This is a genomic window from Pontibacter kalidii (assembly GCF_026278245.1).
Lineage (GTDB): Bacteria > Bacteroidota > Bacteroidia > Cytophagales > Hymenobacteraceae > Pontibacter > Pontibacter kalidii.
Map to the genome: position 1 here is coordinate 4,799,481 of NZ_CP111079.1, position 25,691 is coordinate 4,825,171.

A 25,691-nucleotide genomic window follows, 5' to 3' on the forward strand; every position below is an offset into this window, starting at 1 on the left:
TATGAGTAATTCTTACGGAAAGCTTTTTCGGATAACAACCTTCGGCGAGTCGCACGGAGCGGCAGTGGGGGTGATAGTAGATGGCTGCCCGGCCGGACTGGACATTAGCCTGGAAGAGATACAGCAGGCTTTGGACCGCCGCCGCCCCGGCCAATCCGACATTACCACCCCTCGCAAGGAGGAAGACAAGGTCACCATCCTTTCGGGGGTGTTTGAGGACAAAACCACAGGCACGCCCATCGCCATGGTGGTGAACAACAAAGACCAGCATAGCCACGACTACAGCCATATAGCCCAGGCTTTCCGCCCGTCCCACGCCGATTATACCTATACGGCTAAGTACGGCACCCGCGACCACCGTGGTGGCGGGCGCAGCTCGGCCCGCGAGACCGTAGCGCGCGTGGCAGCCGGTGCGCTGGCTGCAAAGCTGCTGCAGCACTACGGCATTACGGTGCAGAGCTACGTGTCGCAGGTGGGAAGTATAAAGCTGCGCAAGCCCTACCAGGAGCTCGACCTGAGCCAGATAGACTCGAACAAAGTACGCTGCCCCGACGGCCAAACGGCAGCCCGCATGATTGGCGTGGTGGAAGAGGCCCGCGACAGCCTCGACACCATCGGCGGTGTGGTGAGCTGTGTGGTGAAAGGCGTGCCTGCCGGCTTGGGTGAGCCTGTCTTTGATAAGCTGCACGCCGAGTTGGGCAAGGCCATGCTAAGTATAAACGCCGTGAAGGGCTTTGAGTACGGCAGTGGTTTCGAAGGCGTGAAAATGCGGGGTTCCGAGCACAACGACCAGTTTTATACCGACGAGCAGGGAAACATCCGCACCCGCACCAACAACTCCGGCGGCATACAGGGCGGTATCAGCAATGGGCAGGACATCTACTTCAACGTGGCCTTTAAGCCCGTGGCTACCATCCTGCAGCCCCAGACAACCATAAACGACGCCGGGGAGGAGATAACCCTGCAGGGCAAAGGCCGCCACGACCCCTGCGTGCTGCCCCGGGCCGTGCCTATCGTGGATGCCATGGCCGCGCTGGTGATAGCCGACTTCCTGCTGCGCCAGAAGGCAAACAAAGTATAAGCTCAGTCCTTTTTGACTTCCTGCTCTTTTAGAAGGCCTCTGGCGCGTTTTTTACTTGCGCGGGAGGCCTTTTTCTTTTTGCCGCCAATAGAAACGCCCAGCAGCTTCACATCGCTGGGCACCATGTAGCGACGCTGCTGCTGGCGCATGGTCTGCTGCAGGCCGTATGTTGCATTGGCTTCCGCATCCATAGCCCGCATCTTCGTAAGATCCTTTTCCTCTAGCGGCCCCAGATCCACCTCCGGCTTTTGCTCCCTGGGCAGGTTCAGTTTCGAGACAGCCTCACGCAAGTCGCGCTCCGTGGCCCAGGGCATCACGTCTACGGTGGGTAGCTCGGTGGGGCTTTCGAGGAGATGGAGAAGTGTGGAGTAGCTGTTGCCCGTGAAAGTTTCGGGGAGGAGGAAGTACTGTCGCCGGTAACCCAGCGCGGCCACTACCACACTATCGCCGGGGAGCACCGGCAGCGAGAAAAAGCCTCTTGGACCGGTATGGGTGCCCCGGTTTGTATTCGGCACAAATACGGCCACATTAGCCATGCCTGTTGCGCTGTCTCCCGCCACCACCAACCCAGATAGCTGCACCACCTGCTTTTGCTGCTGCGCCGCTGCTTTCCCTGGCCAAAGGATGGCACACAGAAGTATAAAAGACAGGCAGCCAATAAGGCGGAAGGGGTTGTTTTTCATAGCCAAGGTAGCAGGTGCTTCAGGATAAGACGCAGTATAAATATAATAAAATAAGTATAATTATATGTAACGCGCTCATACTTTGAGGTATTGCCTGCGGGGCTGCGGCTAACTGAAAAGTATTGGTTTAGCTGAACGTGCTGTCCGGCACGTAGCCCCAACGCGCCAGCTCCTCCAGGTGGTGTATGGGCCGGCAGCAGCCATCTTCTGCCAGAGACTTGGAAGTAGCTTTTGTAGTACCGAATCTAACCGTCCATGCCCCATTTCACCTCACCCCAACCCTCTCCTAGAAACAGGAGAGGGAGTTTATACTTACTCCTTTCCCTATCATCTCGAGCAGGGCGAGAGATCTATCCGGTATTCTAAAGAGATCTCTCCCAAAGGTCGAGGTGACAGTAAGGCAGCAGCTATCGAATCTGAACCCAGTCTTTCCGTTGAGCGCCTTGTGAGATCCGGTGCTCAACTTGTTGAGCAGCCGTAGCGCAGCGGAGGCAGGAGGGAACACAGCGCGATGCGGGAAGACGAGCCCTCTCGGGCTTGAGAGCAGAATGCATGAGATGAAACGGTAGGTTTGTGGAAACTAGAGGATCAGCAGTAGCTACAAAGTATAGCTTGTGTCAAAATGCAGGAAGCAGCGGCTAAGAAAGTATAAGCAAAGAATAAAGTCTGGCACAAGTATAAACCGGTAAGTATAAAAGTGTGGCTCGTGCGGATTACAAATCCGCGGCTATTATACTTCCGGATTGCAAATCCGAAAGAGCGGAAGCGAGTATGGCTCTGCGTGCCAGTCGGGTTGGAAACCCAACAAATAAAAAGACACGGGCTGCAAGCCCGCGGCAGCGTGGAAAGTATAAAGTATAGCAGCAAGTATAAAAGTATAGCCAGAGCAAGTATGGCTTTTCAAGCCAGTCGAGTAAGAGAGTCGACACCTACTGTAGGATATAAGTCTGAAGATTCGCGCCAGGAAAGAACTTGCGCCAAATGAAGTGGATGAAAAGAAGTCAGGAATAGCATTACACTTTCACTATATGCCTGAATCACCACCTGAATTTTATACTTTACAGAATCCACTGAAAACAAAACAGCCGCCCTTGCAAAGCAAAGGCGGCTGTTTTTATACGTTATACTTCGCTTAGAAAAGCCTCAGGTGTACTACCAGGTACCATACCAGCGCCAGAATTGGCAGCAGGAACGGGATGGAGTAACGCAGGATATAGGCAAAGAAGGAAGGCATTTTGATGCCGGCGCTTTCGGCAATGGCCTTCACCATGAAGTTTGGCCCGTTACCGATGTAGGTGACGGCTCCGAAAAGCACGGCTGCCAGCGATATTGCCTCTAGCTGGATCAGTGTCTCCATGCCTGCGGCAGAGGTGCCCTCAGCAAACGTGCGCACATCAGCCACGCTGCCCTGCGACAGGTCGAACTTAGCCATGGCCAGCGACAGGAAGTTAGCGTAGGTTGGGGCATTGTCCAGGAAGCCGGAGAGCGAGCCGGTGGCCCAGTACAGGAAGCTTGGGGTGATATACTTGGCAAACTCAGGAGATGAGGCAATCTGAGCGGAAAGCTGCAGGGCCGGCATCATGGTAAAGAAGATACCGAAGAACAGGAATACTACCTCCAGGATAGGGTGGAAGTTAAAGTGGTTTCCGGCCAGGGCAGTCTTGCTGGAGAAACGATAGCACATAAAGGCAGCGGAAAGCTGAATGATCTCACGCAGGAAAGAAATTTTGGTGCCATCGTAGTAGATGTGCGGCAGTCCCTCCACCACGTTCGGATCCAGGAACACGGCGCCAATGATGATGGCCAGCCAGAAGATGTTGCGCTTACCGGAGAAGTGGAATTCCGTCTTCTCGTTATTTCTGGCAACTACCTCCGGGTTAGGTGTAAACACTGTCTCCTTGTTCCGGCGGTCAACCAGGAAGAACATCAGGCAAAGCAGCGTGATACTCAGGAACCAAGGGGTGATCAGGTGCTCCAGCGTCCAGAAGAACGGTACGCCCTTGATAAAGCCGATGAACAGGGGAGGATCTCCGAGTGGTGTGAGCAGGCCGCCGGCGTTGCTTACGATAAAAATGAAGAAGACGATATGGTAAGGTTTGATGCGGTGGTTGTTGAGCCTGATGAAGGGGCGGATAAGCAGCAGCGAAGCACCTGTTGTGCCGATGATGCTTGCCAGAACGGCTCCAACTGCCACCAAAGCCACATTCATGAGCGGCGTGGCATTGGCATTCACATTCAGGTAGATACCGCCCGCGGCAATATAAAGTGAGCTGAGCAGTACCGCAAACGTAATGTATTCTGCCGCTGTGTGCGCTGGCATGTGTACGTCGCCCAGTACAAACAGGTAGTAGGCCAGCACGGTCAGGCCGAGCACGACGGCCACGGTTTTGTAGTTATGCTCCCAGAAATGACCGAAGAAGATTGGTCCGGCAGCGATCATACCGATCAGAATCAGAAACGGTACGATCAGGAACAAGGGTAAGGCGTGCTGAGCTTGAGCCAGTAGTATAAAGTTGTTTAGCATGGTTTGGATTAGTGCTGTGTTAGATTTTGCTTGCAGCACAAAGATACATTTTCTGCACTAAATAGCTAGGCTTTGTGAGCTCCTGATTGCATAATTAATGTACCTACATGGAGCAGCAGCAGCAGTGACCAAAGCTTGTTCCTGTTAAATTATACTTTACCCACAATGCTTCAAAAGCAGGAATCGCAAAGTGGTTCGGGCTTTGCGATTCCTGCTTTTGAAGCTCCTGAATTGTACTACTTCTCCTCCCGTAGCTGTGCCGTATCCATTGTTAGCACGGGTATGTCCTCGTCTTTTATCACATCCGGCTCCTGCCCGTGGTTGGCTCCCGTGCCTGTGTCATCCTTCACTTTCGCTTTCAAAGACTTCTGTTGTCTTCCTTGTCCTTTGTGCTCTCTTTCATGCTTTGCTTATTTTTGTGGTCATAAATTTGATTCCTGTAAGTCCAACTTTTTCTAGCTCATCCCAGACTTAAAATAAACCACCCGGATACCCTGTGTTACAGCTGCCGGGCTTTGTAACTTTAAACTAACGACAAGGCTACAGTTGGTAGATGTGCGCAGGATTTATACTTATGAATAGCATAAAAACACTTACTGTGTTATCTGGTTATGACCAGAAGGTTTGTGGAAGTGCTGTGTTTTATACTTACAGACGGAGGCAGGAGCAGCATCACTGGAGCAGGAGCGGCAAGCATATGCACTTGTCGCAAATAATGCCTAATTTTGGAAACTTAATGCAATACCTACAGGTTTTAACATTAAACAGCGTAATATCATGTTAGAAAATAAAGAAAAGATGGTCTCTGTATACGCGGAGGCGAACCCGAACCCCGAGTCGATGAAGTTTGTGATGAACGTGCAGATGCTGCCCGATGGCCAGAGCGTAGATTATCCCGATGTGGAGAGCGCACTGGAGTCGCCGCTGGCGCAGGAGCTGTTCAACTTCGACTACGTTTCACGTGTGTTTATTGCAAGCAACTTCGTAACCGTGACCAAGAGCGCCGACCTGGAGTGGGTAAAGATCATCCCGGAGCTGCGTACGTTCCTGAAGTCTTACGTAGAGGCTGGCGGGCCCATCTTTAACGAAGGATTCTCTGCCGCCAAGTCGCAGCCTGCCGACGCTGGCCACGGCGAGGCATCAGCTGAGGACACTGAGATCTCTAAAAAGGTGATTGACCTGCTGGAGAACTACGTGCGCCCTGCTGTGGAGCAGGACGGCGGTAACATCACCTTTAAGTCTTACCACGATGGGGTGGTAACCGTGCACCTGCAAGGCTCTTGCAGCGGCTGCCCTTCCGCCACCGTAACCCTGAAGGCTGGTATCGAGAACCTGCTCAAGCGCATGGTACCGGAAGTAAAAGAAGTTGTTGCCGATGGCGTAACGGTCTAACCGCACCAACGCATAAAGTATAAAAACAGCCAGCCCCTGATCAGGGTTGGCTGTTTTGCTTTCAGAGCTTTTTTACAGCTCAATGTTTAGCCACCTCCTAAAACCAGAAAAGCCCGAAGCGTTTGCTCCGGGCTTTTCTGGTTTGTGCTGCTGTTACTTAGCGAACTTTCTGGGCTACCTGCGGTGTAGCTACAGGCTGCTTGGTATCCTCCTTAATCGTATCTACTACAATTGGCGTAGCGATGAACAGGGAAGAATAAGTACCGGCCAACACACCGATGATCATAGCCAGTGAGAAGCCGCGCAGTACTTCCCCACCGAAAAGGAACAGGATCACTACTACCAGGAACAGGGTCAGGGAAGTAATGACAGTACGGCTGAATGTGCTGATCAGGGCTGGGTTAACAATCTGCCTGATTGTTGCGCGTGGATTATCCTGCATGTACTCCCGCACACGGTCGAAGATTACCACCGTGTCGTTGATAGAGAAACCGATGATGGTCAGTACCGCCGCAATGAACACCTGATCCATCTCGTAAGAAATGCCAAACAGGTTCAGGATAGAGAACACTGAGATGATCATCAGGGCATCGTGGAGGAGGGCAACTACACCGCCCAGCGAGAACTGCCACTTCCTGAAACGGAACATCACATAAATAAATATACCAGCCAGTGCTAACAGTACCGCGATCAAGGCAGTATTCTGGATATCGTCAGCCATCGTGGCACCCACTTTAGCTGAGCTCAGGATCTGCGGGTTCAGGCTGCTGTATTCCTGTAGTCCCTGCTCCAGTGCCGTTTTCACCTGCGTATCGGCCTCTGTGCTCTCGTCATCGGCCAGCCAGCTGGTAATCACTTTAACACGGTTAGAGGCACCAAACGTCTTCACCTCCGTGCCTGCCTGCTGGAAGTCGTCCATAAGCGTGGAGCGTATGTCAGAGGCCGGAACAGCCTTGTCAAGCTCAATCACGTAAGAGCGGCCACCTGTAAAGTCTATACCCAGGTTTGGCCCTTTAATAGCCATGGCTATGAAGCCGAACGCGATAACTGCAATAGAGAAGGCATACGCTGGCTTTCTAAGTTTCATGACATCGAACTTCACGTTGCGGAACATCTTATCGGCAAGCGAAGAGGAGAAAGACAGTTTGCCGGCCTTCTTTAAGGTGCGTTCTACCAGCAGTCTTGAGATGAATACGGAGGTGAAGAAAGACGTTACGATACCGATCATCAGCGTAATGGCGAAGCCTTTCACCGGACCGGAACCGAAGAAGTATAAGATAAAGCCTACAATGAACGTGGTTACGTTGGCATCAAAGATAGTGCTGAAGGCTTTGCCGTAGCCGGCGTCTATAACGGCGCGTATGTTAAGGCCTTTGGCAGCCTCCTCCCGCATACGCTCGAAAATAAGCACGTTCGCATCCACGGCCATACCCAGTGTCAGTACGATACCGGCAATACCTGGCAGCGTCAGCGCGGCGCCAAACTGGGCCAGTACACCAAGTATAAAGAATACGTTGAAAAGCAGGGCAAGGTCAGCAATAAAGCCACCGCGTGCGTAGTAGGCGACCATGAAGATCACCACGATCAACAGGCCAGCCAGTGTAGAGATCAAACCCTGGTTGATAGCCTCCTGGCCCAGGGACGGACCAACGATGGCTTCCTCCACAATACGGGTTGGAGCAGGCATTTTACCGGCCTTCAGGATGTTGGCAAGGTCTTGTGCCTCGTCAATGGTAAAGTTACCGGAGATAGAGGAGTTGCCGCCTGTGATCTCGCCCTGTACTACCGGGGCAGAGTATACATAGTTGTCCAGCACGATGGCTACCTGGCGGCCAATGTTGTCACCTGTCAGGCGTGCCCACTTTCTGGCGCCGGTCGGGTTCATGGTCATGCTGATCTCCGGACGGCCTGCCTGGTCAAAGTCCTGACGGGCATCGTTGATCACATCGCCGCTCAGCGGAGCTTTGCCGTCACGACCTTTCTTGATGGCATAAAGCTCTACAAACGCCTGGCCTCTGTCGCCCTCCAGCGGCTTCACGCTCCACAGGAACTTCATGTTCGGAGGCAGCATAGAACGCACGTCGGCACGGTTGAACAGCTCGTTGATGGTGGCTGTGTCGCGTACGTTGGCACCGATACCGCCTGGCATCGCTGTGAACAGATTCGCCAGTACGCCTCCCTGCTGGTCAAGGGCGGCAGTATCCGCCTGCTCGGCGGCTGTGTCGGTTGGTGTGGTAGCGGCAATAGCGGCAGAGTCTGTGGCGGCGGCTTGTGCCAGTACGTCTTCTGTGGCCGTGTCAGCGGCAACCGGTGCTTTGGTGGCGGCGGCTCTAGCGCCACGCAGGTTCAGTTTGCCGGCGCGCTGCAGCTCGTCCAGGTGCTGGCCTACCTGCATCAGGTATGGGTTAAACTCCTGTGGTGTCCATACTTCCCAGAACTCCAGGTTCGCCATGCCTTGCAGCAGGTTGCGCACACGGTCAGGGTTGTCTACGCCCGGAAGCTCAATCTGAATACGGCCGGTGCCTTTCAGGCGCTGGATGTTTGGCTGTGTCACGCCAAAGCGGTCGATACGCGTACGCAGGATGTTGAAAGAGCGGTCGATGGCGTCATCTACCTCCGCCTGGATTACGTCGACCACCTCCTCGTTAGTAGACTCGTAGCTGATCTTGCCACGGTTCGCCGTGTTAGAGAAGATGCGGCTCAGGCGGCCTTCCGGCTCGATTTCGCGGTAAGCCTGGGCAAACAGCGTCGTGAAACGCTCCTGGCTGTTGCGCTGCATTTCCTTGGCGCGGTCCAGCGCTTTGAGGAAGTTAGGGTCTTTGCTGTTGCCAGACATAGACCTCACGATCTCTACAGGCGATACTTCCAGTACCACGTGCATACCACCTCTCAGGTCAAGGCCCAGTCCGAGCTCTTTTTCCTTTACCTCCTGGTAGGTCATGCCCATGAACACGGGCTCCTTCCACATGGAGTCGAGGTACGTTTGCTTTTTGGCTAGATCAACGTTGCCCTGCGCGTCTGTGGCATAAGCTTCCGCTTTTTCCTGCACGCTGTTGGCAACGAATGAGAACGACAGAAAGTAAAGGCAGAGTGCCGATACGATCAACGTCAGAACGATAATTAACGATTTGTTCCGCATTGTTTAAGTAAAAGTATGAATTAATTGATTGTTGGGTACAAAATACGTTTCCCCCCTCAGGGACTCTTAAATAACTATAATGATGTCTGGTGCGTTCCGTTGACTGCCGGATACAGCAGTACGGAGGCCTGGAGTTAGCAGGGGAAAGAGAAAGGAAAGGGGGCAGCCTACGGGGCGTTGGGCTGTACGGTAGTTGGTAAGATACGGGCAGCAAAACCAGCCCCCGGAGGTACGGCCGTGTAGGCTGCAGGCAGCAGCGCAGTGGCTGTACGCGCAAAGGCCGGTTGCTGCGGAAGCGGCTCCAGGTCTTGCTGCAGGTTCTTAAGGGCTACAAAAGAGGTGGTGCCCTCCAGCGATACTTTCTGCTTTACACGCGTTTTCTCCGCATCCGTGGCAGGAGTTAGCTCGGTGTTCTTTTGCTGCGCCGCACCAGTGGCCGAGGTATATGCCATCACCTCCTGCCCGTTGAGCATAAGCGCCCACAGCAGGGTTAGAGACATCAGCAGATGCCGTAGGTGGCTGGATATGTTTCTGGCTTTTGGCATGTATAACCGCAAATATGAAATCTTTTCTGTTAAAAAAGAAAAATTTAACGGTTTACCTCAATAAATCGCTTCACATCCTGCTTCTTGCCGATAAGCAGCAGAATATCTGAAGGGTAAATAATGGTATCAGCTTTGGGCACACCGATGATGTGCTCTACCTGGGTGGGCTTGCCGTCCTGTATCTCCTCAAAAAAGCGCTTGATGGTGATCAGGTTCAGGTTATACTTCTCGCGGAGCGATATTTTGGCCACGCTGCGGTTGGCGATGTTGCGCGGCGCGTTAATCTCCACGATCTCATAGTTGTCCGGCAGCGGCAGGAACGTGCGGATGCTGGGCTGCAGCAGGCGCTCGGCCACGGTTTTACCTACCTCTCCCTCTGGCGAAAGGATCTCCTGCACCCCCATTTTCTCGAGGATGCGGCGCTGCTGCTTGTTGGAGGCACGGGTAATCACACGCTTCACGTTCAGCTCCTGCAGGTTGGCTGTGGCGATCAGCAACGCCTCAAAATCCTCCCCTATGGCCACCACCACCGCGTCCATGTCTTGTATGTTCTGCGCCTCCAGGGCGCGGATATCGGTGGCGTCCAGGGCCACGGCATAGGCTACCTGGTCTTTAATGGCCTCCACATGGTCCTCGTCGTAGTCGATGGCGATTACCTCGGCGCCGCGCTCTGCCAGCGTGGTGGCTATGGAGTGGCCGAAGATACCCAGGCCGATGACCGCAAATTTGCTCCTCATGCTTTTATCTTAGCGTTTAGGTAGGTGGTGAGCACCTCCAGCCCGCGCTCAAAATTGGCGTTGTTCGGGATGATGATGTCCGCGTCGTTTTTGTATGGCTTGATGTATTTCTCGTAGGTAGGGGCCACGTGGTTGGTATAGCGGTATAGCACGTCGTCCAGGTCGTAGCCGCGCTCTATTTTGTCGCGCACGATGCGGCGCTGCAGCTTAATGTACTCCTTCGCGTCGATGTATACTTTCAGGTCCAGCAGGTTGGCGATCGCCTCAAAATAAAACACGAAGATGCCCTCCACCACCACAATAGGGGCTGGCCTGAACTCCAGCTGTCGTGGCACTACATCGGGGTTGTTAAAGGTATACTCCTGGCGGTAAACGGTCTCGCCCTGGCTTACCTTCAGGATATCATGAGCGTAGGCCTCGTCGTCGATGCAGGAGGGCAGGTCGAAGTTGATCACCCCGTTGAGGTCTGCAGTCTGGTGCTCGCGCGGCTTGTAATAGTTGTCCTGCGAGATCAGGCAAACGTGCTCCGGGGCAAACGAGGTAAGCAGCTTGTTTAAAAAAGTAGTTTTTCCTGAAGCACTACCTCCTGTAATCCCGACGATGAATGGCTTTTGCATTAGAAGGCTTTGGTTTCAGACCACAAAAATAAAACATTAGCAGCTACTTGGCTAATCCGGCGCGTTATTTTTATACTTCCAGGCTTTTCAGGAAGCTCACCAGCTCCTCAGTGGCGCGGCCGCGGTGGCTGATGGCGTTCTTCTCCCCGGCGCTCATCTGGGCGAAGGTGCGGTCGTGGCCGTCGGGCACGAACACCGGATCGTAGCCGAAGCCTTTGTCGCCTTTCCAATCGGTGGCTATACTTCCTGTTACGATGCCCTCGAACTGGTGCTGCTGCCCGTCCAGGATCAGGGTGATGCTGGTACGGAAGCGGGCGCGGCGGTTTGGCTGCCCCTGCAGGCTATCCAGCAGCTTGTTTATGTTGTCTGCGTCGGAGCGCTGCGGACCGGCATAGCGTGCCGAATATACACCGGGCTCTCCGTTCAGCGCCTCCACCTCCAGACCGGTATCGTCGGCAAAGCAGCTCACGTGGTAGTTATTCCACACATACTCCGCCTTCTGGCGCGAGTTGCCCTCCAGTGTGTCCTGCTCCTCGGCCAACTCCTCGTTGCAGCCAATGTCCTGCAGGGTCAGCAGTTCATACTTGCCCTCCAGCATCTGGCTCACCTCGGCCAGCTTGTGGCGGTTATTGGTGGCAAAGCAGAGTTTCTTCATTTTAGGTATTCGTTAACAGTTGTTGTAGTATGATGTTGAGGGGCGTTATACTTCGTTTTGGCCGGGTCTAAAAACTAGCTACTATTAACCAGCAACTATTATTCTACAGCAAGTACGCGGCTACCTCATCCGGCTGCAGCACTACCTGCACGCGCTCGCGCAGCGTGGTAGCCAACGAGTAGCCGGTGTAGGTGGCGGCGATCGGGTAGAGCGGGTGATGGCGGTCTACAAGGGTGGCTACCTCCACCTTCTTCGGGTTCTGTGGCAGAAAAGCATCTAACGTATAGGCCAGCGTTTTGCCAGTATTCAGCACGTCGTCTACCAGCACCACCACCTTGCCCTCCAGGTTTATACTTTGGGGCTGCAACTGCACCGGCTCCTGCAGCGGCGTGTCTTTGTTTAGTGTAACCTGCAGCAGCTGCACTTTTAAAGGCGATATTTGCTGCAGCTGCGCCGCCAGGTGCTCGGCCAGGGTGTAACCGTTGGGGTGGATGCCGGCCAGCACCAGCTCCTGTTCCTCAAAGTTGCGCTCGTAAATCTCGTAGGCAATGCGCTTTACCTTTTGCTCTATCTGGCTGCGGTCCAGTATCAGGTTCTGCTGCTTATATTCTGGTGTCATAGGGTATGGTTCTGGCTTTGGTGGCGCGGCAAACAGGGCCGCTAAGGCAAATTTAAAAAGATAATTAGATTGGCCGCAGCTTTTGGCGGAAGCGTAAAATAATTTGGTGCATAGCGTTTTACTTTCAGAAAATGTTGTTAAATTTGCAGTCCGATTCAGAAATTAAGGTTATTTAACGTTTACGATAATGAAAAAAGGCATTCACCCAGAGTACAGACAGGTGGTTTTCCAGGATATGACAAGTGATTTCAAATTTATCACTCGTTCTACTATGACTTCTGACGAGACTATCACGATGGAAGATGGTAAAGAGTATCCGGTAATCAAAGTGGAGGTTTCTTCTGCTTCCCACCCGTTCTACACTGGTAAAAACATCTTCGTGGATACCGCTGGACGTGTGGAGAAATTCAACACCCGTTACAAGAAAAAATAAGCGGTTTATTCCGGTTAAAACGTTTCAGGAAAAGTCTTCCCAATTTAGTTTGGGGAGACTTTTTTAGTTTCCCCCTCGTAGACGAAAAAAGCAGCCTGGCAGCAGGACGTGGTGTTGTACGCACACGCGCAGCGCCACGCGTACCTAGGTCCCTTACATCCCGAAATATTACCGCGTTATAAGGGGTTTTATGCATTTTTAAGGAGAAGTTTTATACTTTTGCAGAATGAATTTCATCCTCTTTGATGACGCCATTATCCGGCAGGACCTGCTGCCGTTGACTTTCACCAGGCCGGTGGCCGAGGTGCGCGTGGGTATCCTGACAATAGCAGAAAAATGGGCCAGGCACTTAGGTGGCACGGGCGCCTACCTGACGCAGCCATACTTGCAGCCAAAGTATACAGCCGGCGCGGGCCAAAGCCTCTACATCAACGGCGCCGTTGTCCCGGATGCGGAGCTGGCAGCAGCCGTGCGCGGGCTGAAGCCGGGCGAGGCGCTTCGCCACAACGGCCTGCTGATCGCCCTCCACAGCGATAACCTCATGTTTGAGACCCCGGAGGAACTGGCCAACTATACTTCTGCCAACGCGAAGGCGTACGACAATTGCACCGTGATCCGGGATGTATGGGATATCTTCCTGCAGAACGGCAATCAGATCCGCAGCGATTATACCTTGGTTACCGCCGGGCGGCAGAGCCAGCCCATCAACGACAGGTACACCATGGTGTACAACGAGGAGAACATCTTCGTGGAGGAGGGCGTGAAGATCCGGGCGGCCATCCTGAACGCGGAGAACGGCCCCATCTACCTGGGCAAAAACTCGCAGGTGCATGAGGGGGCCGTTATAAAAGGACCTTTCGCGCTGGGTGAGGAAAGCAATGTGAACGTGGGCGGCAAAATGCGCGGCGACGTGAGCATCGGCCCGTTCTGCAAGGTGGGCGGCGAGGTGGCGGCCTCCGTGATCTTTGGCTATACGAACAAAGGCCACGAGGGCTACCTGGGTAACTCCGTGCTGGGCGAGTGGATCAACATCGGTGCCGATACCAACACCTCGAACCTGAAGAACAACTACGCCGAGGTAAAAGTATGGAACTACGCCAAAGGCAGTTTTAAGAGCTCAGGCCAGCAGTTCTGCGGCCTCATTATGGGCGACCACAGCAAGTGCGGCATCAATACCATGTTCAATACCGGCACAGTGGTGGGCGTGAGTGCCAACATCTACGGTCCGGGTTTTCCGCGTCAGTTTATCCCTTCGTTTAGCTGGGGCGGGGCGGCTGGTTTTGTAACCTTCCAGTTGCCAAAGGCGATGGAGCTGGCCGAGAAGGTCATGTCGCGCCGCAACCTGCACTTTGGCGAAACAGAGCAAAACATCTTCCAATACATCTTCGAGCAGGGCGAGCAGTACCGTATCTGGGACAAGAAAGTATAAGATTATCTGACAAACATTGGAATAAAGGACAAAAGACAAAGGAGTTGCGCGCAAGTGCTGTCTTTTGTCCTTTGTCTTTTATCTTTGTATTGACTCTCAAATCATAACCTTTAACTCCGCACGTGCAGTTCTCTCAGATCATAGGTCATCAGGAAGCAAAAGCTTTGTTGCTCAAATCAGTGCAACAGAACCATGTGGCGCATGCGCAGCTGTTTCTGGGGCAGGAGGGAAGCGCGAACCTGGCGCTGGCGCTGGCCTATGCCACCTACATCAACTGCGAGGACAAACAGCCCGGCGATTCATGTGGAACATGCAGCAGCTGCGTGAAGATGAACAGGCTGGTGCACCCCGACTTTAACTTCGTGATGCCGGTGACGGCCACCAAAACCGTGAGCAAGGATGCGCTGAGCAGCAAGTTCATGAACGAGTGGCGCGAGTTTATACTTGCCAGCCCCTACCAGGGCCTGAACGAGTGGATGCAGCACATCGGGGCAGAGAACAAGCAAGGGGCTATCTCCAAGGACGAAAGCCGCCAACTGGTAAAGCTGGTGTCGCTGAAGGCCTTTGAGGGCAACTATAAGATCGTGGTGATCTGGCTGCCCGAGCTGATGCACCCTTCTGCGGCCAATGCCCTGCTGAAGCTGCTGGAGGAGCCGCCCGCCCAGACGCTGTTCCTGCTGGTAGCGCAGGCGGCCGAGAAGCTGCTGGCCACCATTACCTCGCGCACACAGATCGTGCAGGTGCGTAACTTTACCGAGCAGGAGGTGGTGCAGTATGTGCAACAGAAGTATAACCTGGAGGCTGACCGCGCCGCGCAGGTAGCGCAGTTGGCAGAGGGCAGCCTGAACGCCGCCGCCAAGCTCACCAGCGAGATCAGCAGCGACTACTTCACTTTCTTCACCGAATGGATGCGCCACTGCTATGGCTACAAGTTTAGCAACCTGGTGGAGATGAGCGAGGACTTTCAGAAGCTGGGGCGTGAGAACCAGAAGAATTTCCTGCTCTACGCGCTCAACCTGTTCCGAAAGGTGATGTTGTATGGGGTGGATGCCTCCCTGGTCGCTTTCCTGCCGCCCGCCGAGCTGGACTTCGTGCAGAAGTTCTCCAAGGTGATAACAGGCAACAATGCCGGTGAACTGGCCGAGGAACTGAACCAGGCGCACTACCACATTGAGCGCAACGCCAACCCAAAGATGGTTTTTGTGGATAGCTCGCTGCAGATTGCCGGCTTCCTGCGTAAGGGGTAGTTTTGGTTGTCGGATGTTAGTTATTGGTTATTAGGTTCTGATAATTCCTCTCTTGGGAGGGGTAGGGGTGGGTAAACAGGAACCGTTTAAGTATAAACCCCCATCTCTCAGTAAGAAGTATAAACAGAGGCACAGCGCAAGTATAAAGCCGCCTCAAAGTAAAGTATAACATGGCAGAGAATATAACAGACAAAACGATACGCATCGGAACGCGGGGCAGCAAACTGGCCCTGTGGCAGGCCAACGCGGCGGCGGAGAAGCTGCAGGCCGTGGGACTTAAAACGGAGATCGTAATCTTCAGTACCAAAGGCGATCAGATCCTCGACAAGTCGCTGGACAAGCTTGGCTCTAAGGGTGTGTTTACCGAAGAGCTGGAGATTGCGCTTCGTAACGGCGAAGTGGAAATAGCCGTGCATAGCGCCAAGGATGTGCAGTCCTCTATTCCGGAGGACCTGGAACTGGTGGCCTTTATGGAGCGCGAGAAAGTCAACGACGTACTCCTCTCCCTGAACCCGGACTTTAAGCTGGAGCCGGGCAGCAAGGCAGTGATCGGAACCTCCTCCACCCGCCGCAAGGCCCTGCTGAAGCAGTACTACCCGAACGTCACCACCGTGGAGTCGAGGGGAAACCTGCAAACGCGCCTGCGCAAGCTGGAGGAGCAGGGGATGGATGCCCTGATGCTGGCTTTTGCCGGGGTGCACCGCATGGAGTATGACAACCTGATCGTGTACACTTTTCCGGAGGATGAGTTTGTGCCAGCCGTGGGGCAGGGCAGCGTAGCCATTGAGTGTGCCAGGAACCTGGAGCCCGAGCTGAAAAAAGCCTTGAAGCAGGCGCTCAACCACGCCGAAACCCATGTGTGCCTTTTGGCTGAGCGCGCATTCCTGCGTACCATGGAAGGCGGTTGCAGCATTCCTTCTTTCGCACTGGCCAGGCTAACCGATGAAGGCGTACGTATAAGCGGCGGCATTGTGAGCCTGGATGGAAAGAAGCTGTTGCAGGAAACACTGGAAGGGCCAACCTCCGAAGCCGGTGAGTTGGGTGAAAAACTAGCCAACATCATCCTGAGCCAGGGAGGTGCCGAAATCCTGAAAGATATAAGAGCGGAGCGGGAAGAGTAGCACACCTGTAGGGACAGGTCACGGACTATCCAATCGTTCCTGTGTAAAGTATAAAGAAGGCCCTCCTGCATGGTGCAGGAGGGCCTTCTTTATACTTTATACCTCACACGTTGCGATGTTCGGAAGTATAAACTTATACCTGGCCACAGGCCTTTTCGTCTGGCGCAAGTCTTCAGACTTGTGTCCTACCATGGCGTCGGGTTTGTAACCCGACTGGCTTGGAAAGCCATATTTTATACTTCCGCTGGCGCAAGCGTCCGCTTGTGCCTTTTTATACTTGCTGTTCCGGACATCTTTGTCCGGAACCACTTCTGCTGCGGATTTCCTAATCCGCGTAAGCCATACTTTTATACTTGCCGGTTTATACTTCCCTAGCTGCCGCTTCCTTTCTCTTGACATAAGCTATACTTTATAGTTACTGCTGATCCTCCAGACTTACAGATCTATCGTTTCATTTCTGGCTTTGGTGCTCTCCAGCCCGAGAGGGCTCGTCTTCCCGCATCGCGCTGTGTTCCCTTCCTTTGCTCCTTCGTCGCAATGCCCTTTCAGGGCACCGGAATCTCACAAGGCGCTCAACGGAAAGACTGGGTGTCATTTCGATAGCCGCTGCTTTAGCGTTGCCACAAGTATAAAATAAATATGAGTAGTATAAGTGGTTTTATACTTTGTCCTTTGGCAGATAGTCTTTCGTCCAGACTCCCTGATAGCTCCTTTCAGGGTAGGGGTAGTAAATCGCAACTTGGGTTATAAAGTATACTTTACGCCTTGGCGGCCTCAGCTTTTACAGCCTCTTTGGTAAGCGGGGTATTATTGGAGGAGCGGGCATAGGCCAGGAAGTCCTGCATCTCACGCTTCACGAACGGCGACAGCAAGTATAAACCGATCATGTTGGGGATGCTCATGGCAAACAGCATGGCATCTGAGAAGGCCACCACACTGGCTAGTTGCATCGGGGCCCCCAGCACCACAAAAGTGCAGAAAAGCAGCTTAAAGCTGACATCGGCTACTTTGTTGTGGCCGAAAAGGTAGGTCCACGACTTTAGTCCGTAGTAGGACCACGTGATCATGGTGGAGAATGCGAAAAGGATAACTGCGGCGGCCAAGATCATGGGGAACCAATCGATAACAGTGGCAAAAGCCGTGGAGGTGAGGGCAATGCCGTCGCCGGCGGCGTCCATCTGGTAGGCGCCCGTCACCACAATCACCAGCGCTGTGATGGTACAAACTACCACCGTGTCGATAAACGGCTCCAGCAGTCCAACAAACCCTTCTGTTACCGGCACGTTGGTCTTCACAGCCGAGTGCGCGATAGAAGCCGAGCCGATGCCCGCCTCGTTGGAGAACATGCCACGGCGCAGGCCCTGGAGCATCACACCTACCACACCGCCGCCGATGGCCGTGGCCGAGAAGGCTCCTTCAAAAATAGCGGCGAAGGCACCGGGTATAAGTGTAAAATTGGAGATCAGCACGGCGATGGCCGCGATAATATACACAGCACACATCAGCGGCACTACTTTCTCGGTGACGCGGGCAATGCTTTTCATGCCGCCAAGTATAACCAGGCCCACCAGCACGGCCATGATCAGACCGAAGATCCAGGCGTTGCCGTCCCCGAACCAGGAGCCGGCCTCGCCGCCGGTTACGGCGATGAACTGCTGCGTGGCCTGGTTTATCTGGAACATATTACCGGCGCCAATAGCCCCTCCGATACACATAACGGCGAAGAAAGCCGCCAGGAACCTGCCCACGCCAGCCATGCCGCGCTCCTTCATGCCTTTGCTCAGGTAGTGCATGGGTCCGCCGGATACGGTGCCGTCTGCGTGTACATTCCTATACTTTACGCCCAGCGTGCACGAGACGAACTTAGACGACATCCCCAGCAGGCCGGCTACGATCATCCAGAACGTAGCGCCCGGGCCACCCAGCGAAATGGCAATGGCCACGCCGGCAATATTACCTAAGCCCACTGTGCCCGAAACGGCCGCCGTGAGCGCCTGAAAGTGCGTTACCTCGCCCGGGGCGTCCGCTTGGTTATACTTGCCGCGGACAATGTCGAGCGAATGCCGGAAGCCCCTGATGTTAATAAAGCCGAGATATACGGTAAAGAAGGCGGCACCGGCCAGCAGCCACACCAGTATCAGCGGAATCCCGATTCCCCCCACAGGGACCTCATAAAAAATAATATCGGAGATGAACTGGGCCGCAGGGGCGACAGCTGCATCAATTTTCTCGTCTATGGTCATGTTGTTTGCCTGGGCAAAAAGGGTGCTACAGGCCCCCAGACTGAGCACTGCAGAAAGTAAGATTCTTTTCATCTATATGGATTAGTTGATTAGTCACTCTTCTTAAATTTAACTTTTTCTGCTGCCAAAGTAAAGTTTTAAGCCGGATTGCCTCTGTGAGTTCATTAAAAAATAAGTATAATTCAATATAAAACGGATTCCTTGGCCTTAGTTTATACCTAAGTATATTCGTCGCGCTTTGCTGGAGGTTGTAGAAAAAGCCCTGAAAGTATAAATAAGTGCCAAAAAGGTTTAAATTTGAAATCCTGCTATTTAGCCGGCAATACATTAACCGAACCGATTTAACTTTAAGTATGAGACTGCTGAAACGCATGGCCGCAACCGCGCTGGTAGCCTGTGTGCTGCCGCTGGCGGTGCTGGCCCAGAAGCCGAAGGGCAAAGATCAACTCGTGACCATCTCCACGCCGCAGGGCGATATTAAGCTGGTGCTGTTCGACGACACGCCGCAGCACAAAGCCAATTTCCTCAAACTCACCAAAGAAGGCTTCTACGACGGTACCACCTTCCACCGCGTAATAGACGGTTTTATGATACAGGGCGGCGACCCGAACACCAAAGACGATGACCCGCGCAATGACGGCTCCGGCAGCCCCGGCTACACAGTGCCGGCCGAAATTAGCGCCGCTCATAAGCACGTGCGGGGTGCCGTGGCAGCCGCCCGCCAGGACGATCGCGTAAACCCGTCGCGCGCCAGCAGTGGCTCCCAGTTCTATATTGTAGAGAACCACGACGGCACCCCCATGCTCGATCAAGTATACACTGTATTCGGGCAGGTGGTAGATGGCTTGGAGGTGGTGGATAAGATCGCCGAGCAGCCAAAAGATGGCCGCGACCGCCCTTTATCAGATATTAAAATGAAGGTGACGGTAGAAGACGTGAAGAAGAAAAAGATCGCCAAGAAGTATAATTACAATTACAACACCCAGACACTGGAGAAGAAATAACACATGAAACGCATCCTTATAACCGGCTCTAACGGGCTGCTGGGCCAGAAACTGGCCGAACTACTGCTGCCAAAGCAAGACATAGCGCTACTGGCTACCAGCCGGGGCGAAAACAAATTGGGCGAACTATACCCCACGCTGCCCTTCCGGAGCATGGACGTGACCAACCCGGAGCAGGTGGAGCAGGTGGTAAGCGAGTTCCGCCCTACGCACATCATCCACACCGCGGCCATGACCAATGTGGACCAGTGCGAGAACGACCGCGAGGGTGCCCTGCTGCTGAACCGCGATGCCGTGCAGTACCTGGTAAATACCTGCGAGAAGTATAACGTGCACCTTATCCACGTCAGCACCGACTTTATTTTCGACGGCGAAGCAGGTCCCTACGACGAGACGGCGGAGGCTAAACCGGTGAACTTCTACGGGGAGACCAAGCTGATGGCCGAGGAGATCGTGCAGAAGGCCAAGTGCAAGTGGGCCATACTGCGGACGGTGCTGGTATACGGCGTGGTGAATGATCAGGGGCGTACCAACATTGTGCTGTGGGTGCGCGACAGCCTGCAGGCGGGCAAGGTGATAAAGGTGGTAACCGACCAGTTCCGCACGCCAACGCTTGCCGAGGACTTGGCTATGGGCTGCTGGCTGGCCGCCGAGAAAGACGCCGAGGGCATCTACCACATCTCCGGCTCCGAAATGCTAACCCCTTACGACATGGCCCTGCAGGTAGCGGATTATTTTGACCTGGACAAATCGCTGATCGATAAAGCCGACGGCAGCACTTTCTCCCAGCCGGCCAAACGCCCCGCGCGCACCGGTTTCATCATCCGCAAGGCAGCCACCGAGTTAGGCTACCGCCCGCATACGTTTGCCGAAGGTATTCGCATGGTGGCGGAGCAGGCGGCAGGGCAGGTGTAGCCTGCTCCGGCATAATATTAAAAATATCTGATTTTTAATGTAGCTATCCAAAGCAATACCTATATTGTAGGCTTAAATTTCAGCACGTTACGACCAAACACCAATACCTAAGATCAACACCTTACAACAACTAAACTAACTAAACACTTCTACCTTACTTTATGAGTGCTAACAAAGAATCCTGGGGCTCACGCGTCGGCCTGATCCTGGCAATGGCTGGAAATGCCGTAGGCCTCGGAAACTTCCTGCGCTTCCCGGTGCAGGCGGTGCAGAACGGCGGCGGCGCCTTTATCATCCCTTATCTTGTCTGTTTCCTGGTGATGGGTATTCCCCTGCTCTGGATCGAGTGGTCGATGGGCCGTTTCGGGGGCAGGTTCGGAAACCACTCCACACCCTACATTGTGGATACGATGGGCAAACACCGCCTCTGGAAATACATAGGCGTGTTCGGTATCTGGACTAACATTGCCGTGGCGGCCTATTACTGCTATTTGGAGTCCTGGACGCTCTCTTACGTGTTTCACTCCATCTTAGGCACCTTCAACGGGCTCGATCAGGAGGGGGTGGCCGCTTTCTTCGATACTTATGTAAGCATTGGCGATTCTACGTTAGGCATACCCTATGAGGCGGTGGTGTTTTATGTGATCTGCCTGCTGCTGAACACCTGGATCCTTTCCAAAGGATTGTCAGGAGGGGTGGAGCGTGTGGCCAAAATAGGAATGCCCTTGCTGATTCTGTTCGGTATGTTCCTGGCCTACAAAGGCTTTACCATTACCGCCGGAGAAGCAGGTGCCGTGAACGATAGTTCTGTGGGCCTTAACTTCCTCTGGACACCAGATTACACCAAACTATGGTCGCCTACGGTGTGGCTGGCCGCTGCCGGCCAGATCTTCTTTACCCTGTCGGTAGGCATGGGCACGATCCATTGCTATGCTTCCTATGTGCGCTCTAAAGATGATATCGCCCTGAACGCCATGTCGGCTGGATGGATGAACGAGTTCGTGGAGGTGGTGCTGGGTGCCTCTATCCTTATCCCGATCTCCATTGGTTACCTGGGTATAGATCGTGTGACAGAGCTTGTGCAATCCGGTGGCCTGGGGCTGGCGTTTAAAACACTGCCGTTCCTGTTCACGCAGTGGGGAGAAGTGCTGGGCGCAGTAGCCGGTGTGATGTGGTTTGGCCTGCTGTTCTTTGCCGGCATCACGTCCTCGCTGGCGATGGGCACCCCCTGGATCGGCTTTATGCAGGATGAGTTTAACTGGAAGCGTAAATCCGCCGCCTGGTCCTTTGGCCTGATCGTGCTGGTGCTGGGCATGCCAACCGTACTTTTCTTCCACTACGGTGTGTTCGATGAATATGACTACTGGGCCGGTACCGTGTCGCTGGTCGTGTTCGCCCTGGTAGAGACCATCCTGTTTGCCTGGGTATTCGGCATGGACAGAGGCTGGCGCGAGATCATGTCAGGCTCCGATATCAAGGTGCCGGGCATCTATAAGTTTATCATCAAGTTCGTGACGCCGCTGTTGCTGCTGTGGGTGTTCATCGGCTCGCTGGTAACGCCGAAGGGCGGTGATTGGGGCAAGGCTTTTGCCGGGGAGTGGGTGCTGGACGATGGCTCCATCATCAACAAGATCAAGAACTCCAGCCTGAAGCGCCAGTTGGCAGAGGCCACTGACCCAGCCGTGATAGAGCAGCTGCAGGAAACGCTGTTCTTCGTGAACGCCTCGCGCATACTCCTGGTATCAGTGTTCCTGGGTATTGCGGCGCTGGTTTACATTGCGTATAAAAAAAGAGTTAGAGAAGGACGAATCTAGGAAACCATGAATACATCTGCGCTTGTTGTGATGCTCGGTACCATGTCGTTGGTAACCGGCCTGATGATTTACTTTTTTACGCGCGTGCTGAGCGCGCCGCCAAAACCTGAGCCCGACTCATTCCTCGATAACGATGATGATCCGGACCGGCAGGTAAAACCGTAGAACCGATACATGAACAAATTACAGCACTGGATACGCAGGTACTTTGGCTTTTCGCAGCGCGAGGTTAATGCGTTTCTGGTGCTACTCACCTTACTGGTGCTGCTCTCGGTGGCACCTTTTCTTTTTAGCGGGATACTTTCCCCGCAGCCGGAGTTCAGCGCAGCGCTGGACCGCCAGCTACTCGACAGCCTGGCGGCACAGCTGGATGAAAGGCAGCCGGAGCGAGCCGCCAGGTATAGCGTGCCCACGGTGGCGCTTCAGCCGCTTAACCCCAACCAGCTGACGGTGGAGGAGTGGCAGGCGTTCGGGCTTCCGAAGTACCTGGCGCAGCGCATCCTGAACTACCGTAGCAAAGTAGGCGACCTGACTTACAAGGCAGAGCTTGGCAGGATCTACGGCATACCGGATTCCGTTTTCCAGCGGCTCTACCCCTACATCGAGCTGCCCGAGGAGCGCCCTTCCAAGTATAAACGTTCAGAAAGTATAGCCGGCTCCTCGTCTCGCCCTACGCCAAACCCAAACTGGAACACCGGCAAGCGGGAGAGATTCATCTTTGCTCCCTTCAACATCAACACCGCTGATACTACGCAGCTCAAGCAAATCCGGGGCATTGGCAGCAAGCTATCGGCCAGGATCGTGAACTTTAGAAATGGCCTGGGCGGCTTCCATAGTATGGAGCAGCTGCGTGAGGTGTTTGGGTTGCAGCCGGAGGTGGTAGACAGCCTGCACAAGTATACCTTCGTGCCGAAGGCGAACACGGTGCAGCAGCTAAGTATAAATACGGCCTCTGCCGAGGAACTGCGGGCGCATCCCTACATTTCCGCTAACGTGGCGCGGGCCATTGTGGCGTACCGGGAGCAGCATGGGGGCTATGAGCAGGTGGAGGATGTGCGGCAGGTGAAGTTGGTAACAGCCGACCTGTTCGGAAAGCTGCAGCCATACTTAACGCTGTAGAAGAAGGAGCTGCCTTATAGTAGGCTCTCCCCGCTACTTACATCAGGTATATAAATCCTCGAACCATCTGTTAAAAAAGAGGGAGTCCGGCATTACCGGGGCCAACCACCCCTGCCCCTCCTTATCTTTTTCGAGGGCCCCTACCCCCAGGAGGGGAGACTGTCATTGCTGTGGATGAAGTATGAGCTCCGTATCTGCTGGTATCGCTCGGACAGGTAGCGACCTGTCCCTACAAGTATAAACCCACCCCTGACCCTTCCATGGAGGGGAATTTAACCTCACCCCAGCCCTCTCCTAAAAACAGGAGAGGGAGTTATACTTACCTCTTCTTCCCTGTCATCTCGAGCAGGGCGAGAGATCTAGGCGGAATTCTAGATAGATCTCTCCCGATGGTCGAGATGACAGCAAGGGCCGAGGCTATCGAATCTGATCCCAGTCCTTGGGTTGAGCGCCTATGCGAGTTTTTCTGGTGACGAACGCGAGTGAGGCAGCCCGAGGTACGAGGGCAAGAAAAGCTCCCAGCGCGATGCCCGGGGACGAGCCCTCTCGGGCTTGAGAGCACCAAAGTCAGAGATGAAACAATAGGCTTGTAAGGCAGAGGATGAACAGTAGCTAGCAAGTATAGCTTATTTCCAGTTGCGGCAAGCAGCAGCAAAGGCACAAGCGGACGCTTGCACCAGCGGAAGAATGAAGTATCACTTAAGTATAAAAGTATAGCTGAAGTGTAGCAGCACAGCCAAAGTATACAGTATGGCGTTTCGAGCCAGTCGGGTTACAAACCCAACGAATATAAAGGCACGGGCTGCAAACCCGCGCCAGCGAGTGGTGTAGCTTGTATCAAGCTGAGAAAAGCGGAAGCTATGGGAGTATGGCCCAAGTATAAAGCATGGCTCTTCAAACCAGCCGGGGCACATACGCGACACCGTATAGGACACAAGTCTGAGTACTTGCGCCAGTAGCACCATCCTTACCCTAATCCACTACTTACGAGGTAAATGCCTTCGCCTGCATGAACGTATAGAAGAAAACCGCATTCGGGCTCTTAGCCACTACCTGCATCTCCTGCTTTAATTTTTCTGCCAGGTCCGCATCCACATAGCCGGCCTCCAGCAACTGTGGAAGCCCGCTCAGCAGCAACTCCGTCCAGAAACTGATCATCTCGGCACGCTTGGCCGGGTTGCGGTTATCCAGGTGGTAGGTTTTAGTTTCGGTGGAGATGCGCTGGTAGCCGACCGACTGCAGCAGGTTTCCGAGTTTAGCCCCCACAAAGGGGTCGCCGCCCATGTCGTACTGCAGGTCGTTGAAGCGCAGCCAGTACTGTAGCACGTTCGGGGAGTAGGGCTCCACGAAAAAGCTGGAGTTCAGCACCTCGGTGATCACAATCGGGCTGCCGGGCTTCAGCACGCGCCGCACCTCCGACAGCACCCGGGCCGGCTCCGGTATGTGCTCCAGCACCCAGCACAGGAACGCCCCGTCGAAGTCAGCCTGCGAAGTAAAACTCATGTCCATGGCATTTTCCTTCAGCAGTTGGTAGCGGTCGGTGGCGTAGGGGATAGTGGACAGGTATTTTTGTGCTTGTGCAATCTGCTTCTCAGAATAGTCGATGCCCGTTAAATGCAGGTGCGGGAAGCGGCGCAGCAGGATCTCTGACTGAGCGCCTACGCCACAGCCAACCTCCAGCAGTTTGGTTACGGTAGAAAAGTCGATGTCGGAGTAGATCTTGTTCTCCATGAACCGTGCCTGCTTGTAGAGGCGCGTCTGCTCCTCCTGCGAGTAACCGTGCAGGTACTTCTCTTCTGATGATTCTTTCGATGCTGTTGACATTTTATGCTGCTGTTATTTCTGAAATCAAAATAATTAACCATCCACCGGGGGATAGGTTTAGGGCTGTGCGTCCTTTAGCAGGAGTTTTGCCTTTTCCACCACCTGCCGCTCTGTTTTAAAGGACAGCAGGTTAATTGCCTCCTCTATGGCTACCCAGCGCGCCTCATTCACCTCCCAGTCATGCTCGGCTATGTTACCCGAGGTATAGCGCAGCAGGAAGAAGTGCACGAATTTATGAAAGCGCACCCGCTGCTTGCCTTTATCGCCCACGTACCAATACGTGATCGTCTCTATTTTCCGGAGGAGTTCGGTGTGGATGCCTGCCTCTTCGCGCACTTCGCGTATGGCCGTGGCCTCGGGTGTCTCCCCGGCATCCACAATGCCTTTTGGCAACTGCCACCGCCGCTGCGGCCCCACCGAGATCAGTGCCACCTCCACGCCATGCTCCCCCCTACGATAGGCCACGCCCCCCGAAGAAACCTGGTCGACGGTCGGGAGTTTTGGCTTCGGGGTGTTTGCGTCTGGTTGTGTGGGCATCAGCTGAAGTATA

Annotated in this window: 24 protein-coding genes; 11 read left to right on the forward strand and 13 right to left on the reverse strand. The window is 54.0% G+C overall.

The features are described 5' to 3' along the window. The first annotated feature begins 1 nt into the window (after position 1). Positions 2-1,081, forward strand: a complete 1,080-nt coding sequence (gene aroC / locus OH144_RS20355; RefSeq protein ID WP_266204087.1) for a chorismate synthase — start codon at positions 2-4, stop codon at positions 1,079-1,081. A 2-nt stretch (positions 1,082-1,083) separates the two neighbouring features. Here aroC and OH144_RS20360 read toward each other — a convergent pair whose 3' ends face one another. The 3 genes from OH144_RS20360 to OH144_RS20370 form a co-directional block, all read right to left on the reverse strand. After that, the gene (locus tag OH144_RS20360) at positions 1,084-1,764 is read right to left on the reverse strand and encodes a peptidase associated/transthyretin-like domain-containing protein (protein ID WP_266204088.1); all 681 of its coding nucleotides are present in this window, start codon (positions 1,762-1,764) and stop codon (positions 1,084-1,086) included. A 1,132-nt stretch (positions 1,765-2,896) separates the two neighbouring features. After that, positions 2,897-4,288, reverse strand: coding sequence for a sodium:proton antiporter (locus OH144_RS20365; protein WP_266204089.1), 1,392 nt, complete (start codon positions 4,286-4,288; stop codon positions 2,897-2,899). A 236-nt stretch (positions 4,289-4,524) separates the two neighbouring features. After that, a complete protein-coding gene (locus tag OH144_RS20370) occupies positions 4,525-4,650 on the reverse strand; it encodes a hypothetical protein (protein ID WP_266204090.1) in 126 nt (41 codons plus the stop codon). Between the two features lie 415 nt (positions 4,651-5,065). Here OH144_RS20370 and OH144_RS20375 point away from each other — a divergent pair, with 415 nt between their 5' ends. Next, positions 5,066-5,680 carry a NifU family protein gene (locus OH144_RS20375; RefSeq protein ID WP_266204091.1) on the forward strand — a complete coding sequence of 205 codons (615 nt, stop codon included), beginning with the start codon at positions 5,066-5,068 and terminating at the stop codon, positions 5,678-5,680. Between the two features lie 157 nt (positions 5,681-5,837). Here OH144_RS20375 and secDF read toward each other — a convergent pair whose 3' ends face one another. From secDF to OH144_RS20405, 6 genes are all read right to left on the reverse strand, one after another. Then, positions 5,838-8,819 carry a protein translocase subunit SecDF gene (gene secDF, locus OH144_RS20380; protein ID WP_266204092.1) on the reverse strand — a complete coding sequence of 994 codons (2,982 nt, stop codon included), beginning with the start codon at positions 8,817-8,819 and terminating at the stop codon, positions 5,838-5,840. Positions 8,820-8,986: 167 nt separating this feature from the next. Further along, a complete protein-coding gene (locus OH144_RS20385; RefSeq protein ID WP_266204093.1) occupies positions 8,987-9,319 on the reverse strand; it encodes an RNA methyltransferase in 333 nt (110 codons plus the stop codon). A gap of 89 nt (positions 9,320-9,408) precedes the next feature. After that, positions 9,409-10,101 carry a potassium channel family protein gene (locus OH144_RS20390; protein ID WP_266204094.1) on the reverse strand — a complete coding sequence of 231 codons (693 nt, stop codon included), beginning with the start codon at positions 10,099-10,101 and terminating at the stop codon, positions 9,409-9,411. Then, on the reverse strand, positions 10,098-10,718 hold the full coding sequence (locus OH144_RS20395; protein ID WP_266204095.1) for a uridine kinase family protein: 621 nt from the start codon (positions 10,716-10,718) through the stop codon (positions 10,098-10,100). Before OH144_RS20395 ends, OH144_RS20390 begins: the two co-directional genes overlap by 4 nt. A gap of 70 nt (positions 10,719-10,788) precedes the next feature. Further along, positions 10,789-11,373, reverse strand: a complete 585-nt coding sequence (locus OH144_RS20400) for a non-canonical purine NTP diphosphatase (protein WP_266204096.1) — start codon at positions 11,371-11,373, stop codon at positions 10,789-10,791. A 103-nt stretch (positions 11,374-11,476) separates the two neighbouring features. Continuing rightward, positions 11,477-11,992 (reverse strand): phosphoribosyltransferase family protein, encoded by a 516-nt coding sequence (locus OH144_RS20405; protein WP_266204097.1) that lies wholly within the window; start codon positions 11,990-11,992, stop codon positions 11,477-11,479. 187 nt (positions 11,993-12,179) lie between these two features. Between OH144_RS20405 and OH144_RS20410 the strand changes: the two genes are divergently transcribed. From OH144_RS20410 to hemC, 4 genes are all read left to right on the forward strand, one after another. Further along, the gene (locus OH144_RS20410) at positions 12,180-12,425 is read left to right on the forward strand and encodes a type B 50S ribosomal protein L31 (RefSeq protein ID WP_073853987.1); all 246 of its coding nucleotides are present in this window, start codon (positions 12,180-12,182) and stop codon (positions 12,423-12,425) included. Between the two features lie 226 nt (positions 12,426-12,651). After that, positions 12,652-13,854, forward strand: coding sequence for a GlmU family protein (locus tag OH144_RS20415; protein WP_266204098.1), 1,203 nt, complete (start codon positions 12,652-12,654; stop codon positions 13,852-13,854). A 122-nt stretch (positions 13,855-13,976) separates the two neighbouring features. Further along, on the forward strand, positions 13,977-15,101 hold the full coding sequence (locus OH144_RS20420) for a DNA polymerase III subunit (protein WP_266204099.1): 1,125 nt from the start codon (positions 13,977-13,979) through the stop codon (positions 15,099-15,101). Between the two features lie 170 nt (positions 15,102-15,271). Continuing rightward, positions 15,272-16,222: a hydroxymethylbilane synthase gene (gene hemC, locus OH144_RS20425; protein WP_266204100.1), complete on the forward strand. Its 951-nt coding sequence runs from the start codon at positions 15,272-15,274 to the stop codon at positions 16,220-16,222. A gap of 96 nt (positions 16,223-16,318) precedes the next feature. On the opposite strand, the gene OH144_RS20430 is transcribed toward hemC, so the two are convergent. Together OH144_RS20430 and OH144_RS20435 are read right to left on the reverse strand one after the other, a co-directional pair. Next, positions 16,319-16,621 (reverse strand): hypothetical protein, encoded by a 303-nt coding sequence (locus tag OH144_RS20430; protein ID WP_266204101.1) that lies wholly within the window; start codon positions 16,619-16,621, stop codon positions 16,319-16,321. A gap of 359 nt (positions 16,622-16,980) precedes the next feature. Further along, positions 16,981-18,537, reverse strand: a complete 1,557-nt coding sequence (locus OH144_RS20435; RefSeq protein ID WP_266204102.1) for an alanine/glycine:cation symporter family protein — start codon at positions 18,535-18,537, stop codon at positions 16,981-16,983. Between the two features lie 281 nt (positions 18,538-18,818). Here OH144_RS20435 and OH144_RS20440 point away from each other — a divergent pair, with 281 nt between their 5' ends. The 5 genes from OH144_RS20440 to OH144_RS20460 all read left to right on the forward strand — a co-directional run bounded on the left by OH144_RS20440 (position 18,819) and on the right by OH144_RS20460 (position 23,317). Beyond that, on the forward strand, positions 18,819-19,469 hold the full coding sequence (locus OH144_RS20440) for a peptidylprolyl isomerase (RefSeq protein ID WP_266204103.1): 651 nt from the start codon (positions 18,819-18,821) through the stop codon (positions 19,467-19,469). A 3-nt stretch (positions 19,470-19,472) separates the two neighbouring features. Further along, positions 19,473-20,384, forward strand: a complete 912-nt coding sequence (locus tag OH144_RS20445) for an SDR family oxidoreductase (RefSeq protein ID WP_266204104.1) — start codon at positions 19,473-19,475, stop codon at positions 20,382-20,384. A 161-nt stretch (positions 20,385-20,545) separates the two neighbouring features. Then, complete coding sequence (locus tag OH144_RS20450; RefSeq protein WP_266204105.1) at positions 20,546-22,198, forward strand: sodium-dependent transporter; 1,653 nt, start codon at positions 20,546-20,548, stop codon at positions 22,196-22,198. Between the two features lie 6 nt (positions 22,199-22,204). Further along, positions 22,205-22,363 (forward strand): hypothetical protein, encoded by a 159-nt coding sequence (locus OH144_RS20455; RefSeq protein ID WP_266204106.1) that lies wholly within the window; start codon positions 22,205-22,207, stop codon positions 22,361-22,363. Positions 22,364-22,372: 9 nt separating this feature from the next. After that, entirely contained in the window at positions 22,373-23,317 is a 945-nt protein-coding gene (locus OH144_RS20460; protein ID WP_266204107.1) for a ComEA family DNA-binding protein, read from the forward strand. Positions 23,318-24,301: 984 nt separating this feature from the next. On the opposite strand, the gene OH144_RS20465 is transcribed toward OH144_RS20460, so the two are convergent. Further along, on the reverse strand, positions 24,302-25,141 hold the full coding sequence (locus OH144_RS20465; protein ID WP_266204108.1) for a class I SAM-dependent methyltransferase: 840 nt from the start codon (positions 25,139-25,141) through the stop codon (positions 24,302-24,304). A gap of 57 nt (positions 25,142-25,198) precedes the next feature. After that, entirely contained in the window at positions 25,199-25,678 is a 480-nt protein-coding gene (locus OH144_RS20470; protein WP_266204109.1) for an NUDIX hydrolase, read from the reverse strand. Between the last annotated feature and the right edge of the window lie 13 nt (positions 25,679-25,691).

Coding starts and splice junctions, on each gene's coding strand:
- OH144_RS20465 (WP_266204108.1), bottom strand. CDS start 25,141: ATGTCAACAGCATCGAAAGAATCATCAGAAGAGAAGTACCTGCACGGT.
- OH144_RS20375 (WP_266204091.1), top strand. CDS start 5,066: ATGTTAGAAAATAAAGAAAAGATGGTCTCTGTATACGCGGAGGCGAAC.
- aroC (WP_266204087.1), top strand. CDS start 2: ATGAGTAATTCTTACGGAAAGCTTTTTCGGATAACAACCTTCGGCGAG.
- secDF (WP_266204092.1), bottom strand. CDS start 8,819: ATGCGGAACAAATCGTTAATTATCGTTCTGACGTTGATCGTATCGGCA.
- OH144_RS20445 (WP_266204104.1), top strand. CDS start 19,473: ATGAAACGCATCCTTATAACCGGCTCTAACGGGCTGCTGGGCCAGAAA.
- OH144_RS20405 (WP_266204097.1), bottom strand. CDS start 11,992: ATGACACCAGAATATAAGCAGCAGAACCTGATACTGGACCGCAGCCAG.
- OH144_RS20440 (WP_266204103.1), top strand. CDS start 18,819: ATGAGACTGCTGAAACGCATGGCCGCAACCGCGCTGGTAGCCTGTGTG.
- hemC (WP_266204100.1), top strand. CDS start 15,272: ATGGCAGAGAATATAACAGACAAAACGATACGCATCGGAACGCGGGGC.
- OH144_RS20365 (WP_266204089.1), bottom strand. CDS start 4,288: ATGCTAAACAACTTTATACTACTGGCTCAAGCTCAGCACGCCTTACCC.
- OH144_RS20450 (WP_266204105.1), top strand. CDS start 20,546: ATGAGTGCTAACAAAGAATCCTGGGGCTCACGCGTCGGCCTGATCCTG.
- OH144_RS20360 (WP_266204088.1), bottom strand. CDS start 1,764: ATGAAAAACAACCCCTTCCGCCTTATTGGCTGCCTGTCTTTTATACTT.
- OH144_RS20470 (WP_266204109.1), bottom strand. CDS start 25,678: ATGCCCACACAACCAGACGCAAACACCCCGAAGCCAAAACTCCCGACC.
- OH144_RS20395 (WP_266204095.1), bottom strand. CDS start 10,718: ATGCAAAAGCCATTCATCGTCGGGATTACAGGAGGTAGTGCTTCAGGA.
- OH144_RS20460 (WP_266204107.1), top strand. CDS start 22,373: ATGAACAAATTACAGCACTGGATACGCAGGTACTTTGGCTTTTCGCAG.
- OH144_RS20385 (WP_266204093.1), bottom strand. CDS start 9,319: ATGTCTCTAACCCTGCTGTGGGCGCTTATGCTCAACGGGCAGGAGGTG.
- OH144_RS20435 (WP_266204102.1), bottom strand. CDS start 18,537: ATGAAAAGAATCTTACTTTCTGCAGTGCTCAGTCTGGGGGCCTGTAGC.
- OH144_RS20410 (WP_073853987.1), top strand. CDS start 12,180: ATGAAAAAAGGCATTCACCCAGAGTACAGACAGGTGGTTTTCCAGGAT.
- OH144_RS20415 (WP_266204098.1), top strand. CDS start 12,652: ATGAATTTCATCCTCTTTGATGACGCCATTATCCGGCAGGACCTGCTG.
- OH144_RS20455 (WP_266204106.1), top strand. CDS start 22,205: ATGAATACATCTGCGCTTGTTGTGATGCTCGGTACCATGTCGTTGGTA.
- OH144_RS20430 (WP_266204101.1), bottom strand. CDS start 16,621: ATGTCAAGAGAAAGGAAGCGGCAGCTAGGGAAGTATAAACCGGCAAGT.
- OH144_RS20390 (WP_266204094.1), bottom strand. CDS start 10,101: ATGAGGAGCAAATTTGCGGTCATCGGCCTGGGTATCTTCGGCCACTCC.
- OH144_RS20400 (WP_266204096.1), bottom strand. CDS start 11,373: ATGAAGAAACTCTGCTTTGCCACCAATAACCGCCACAAGCTGGCCGAG.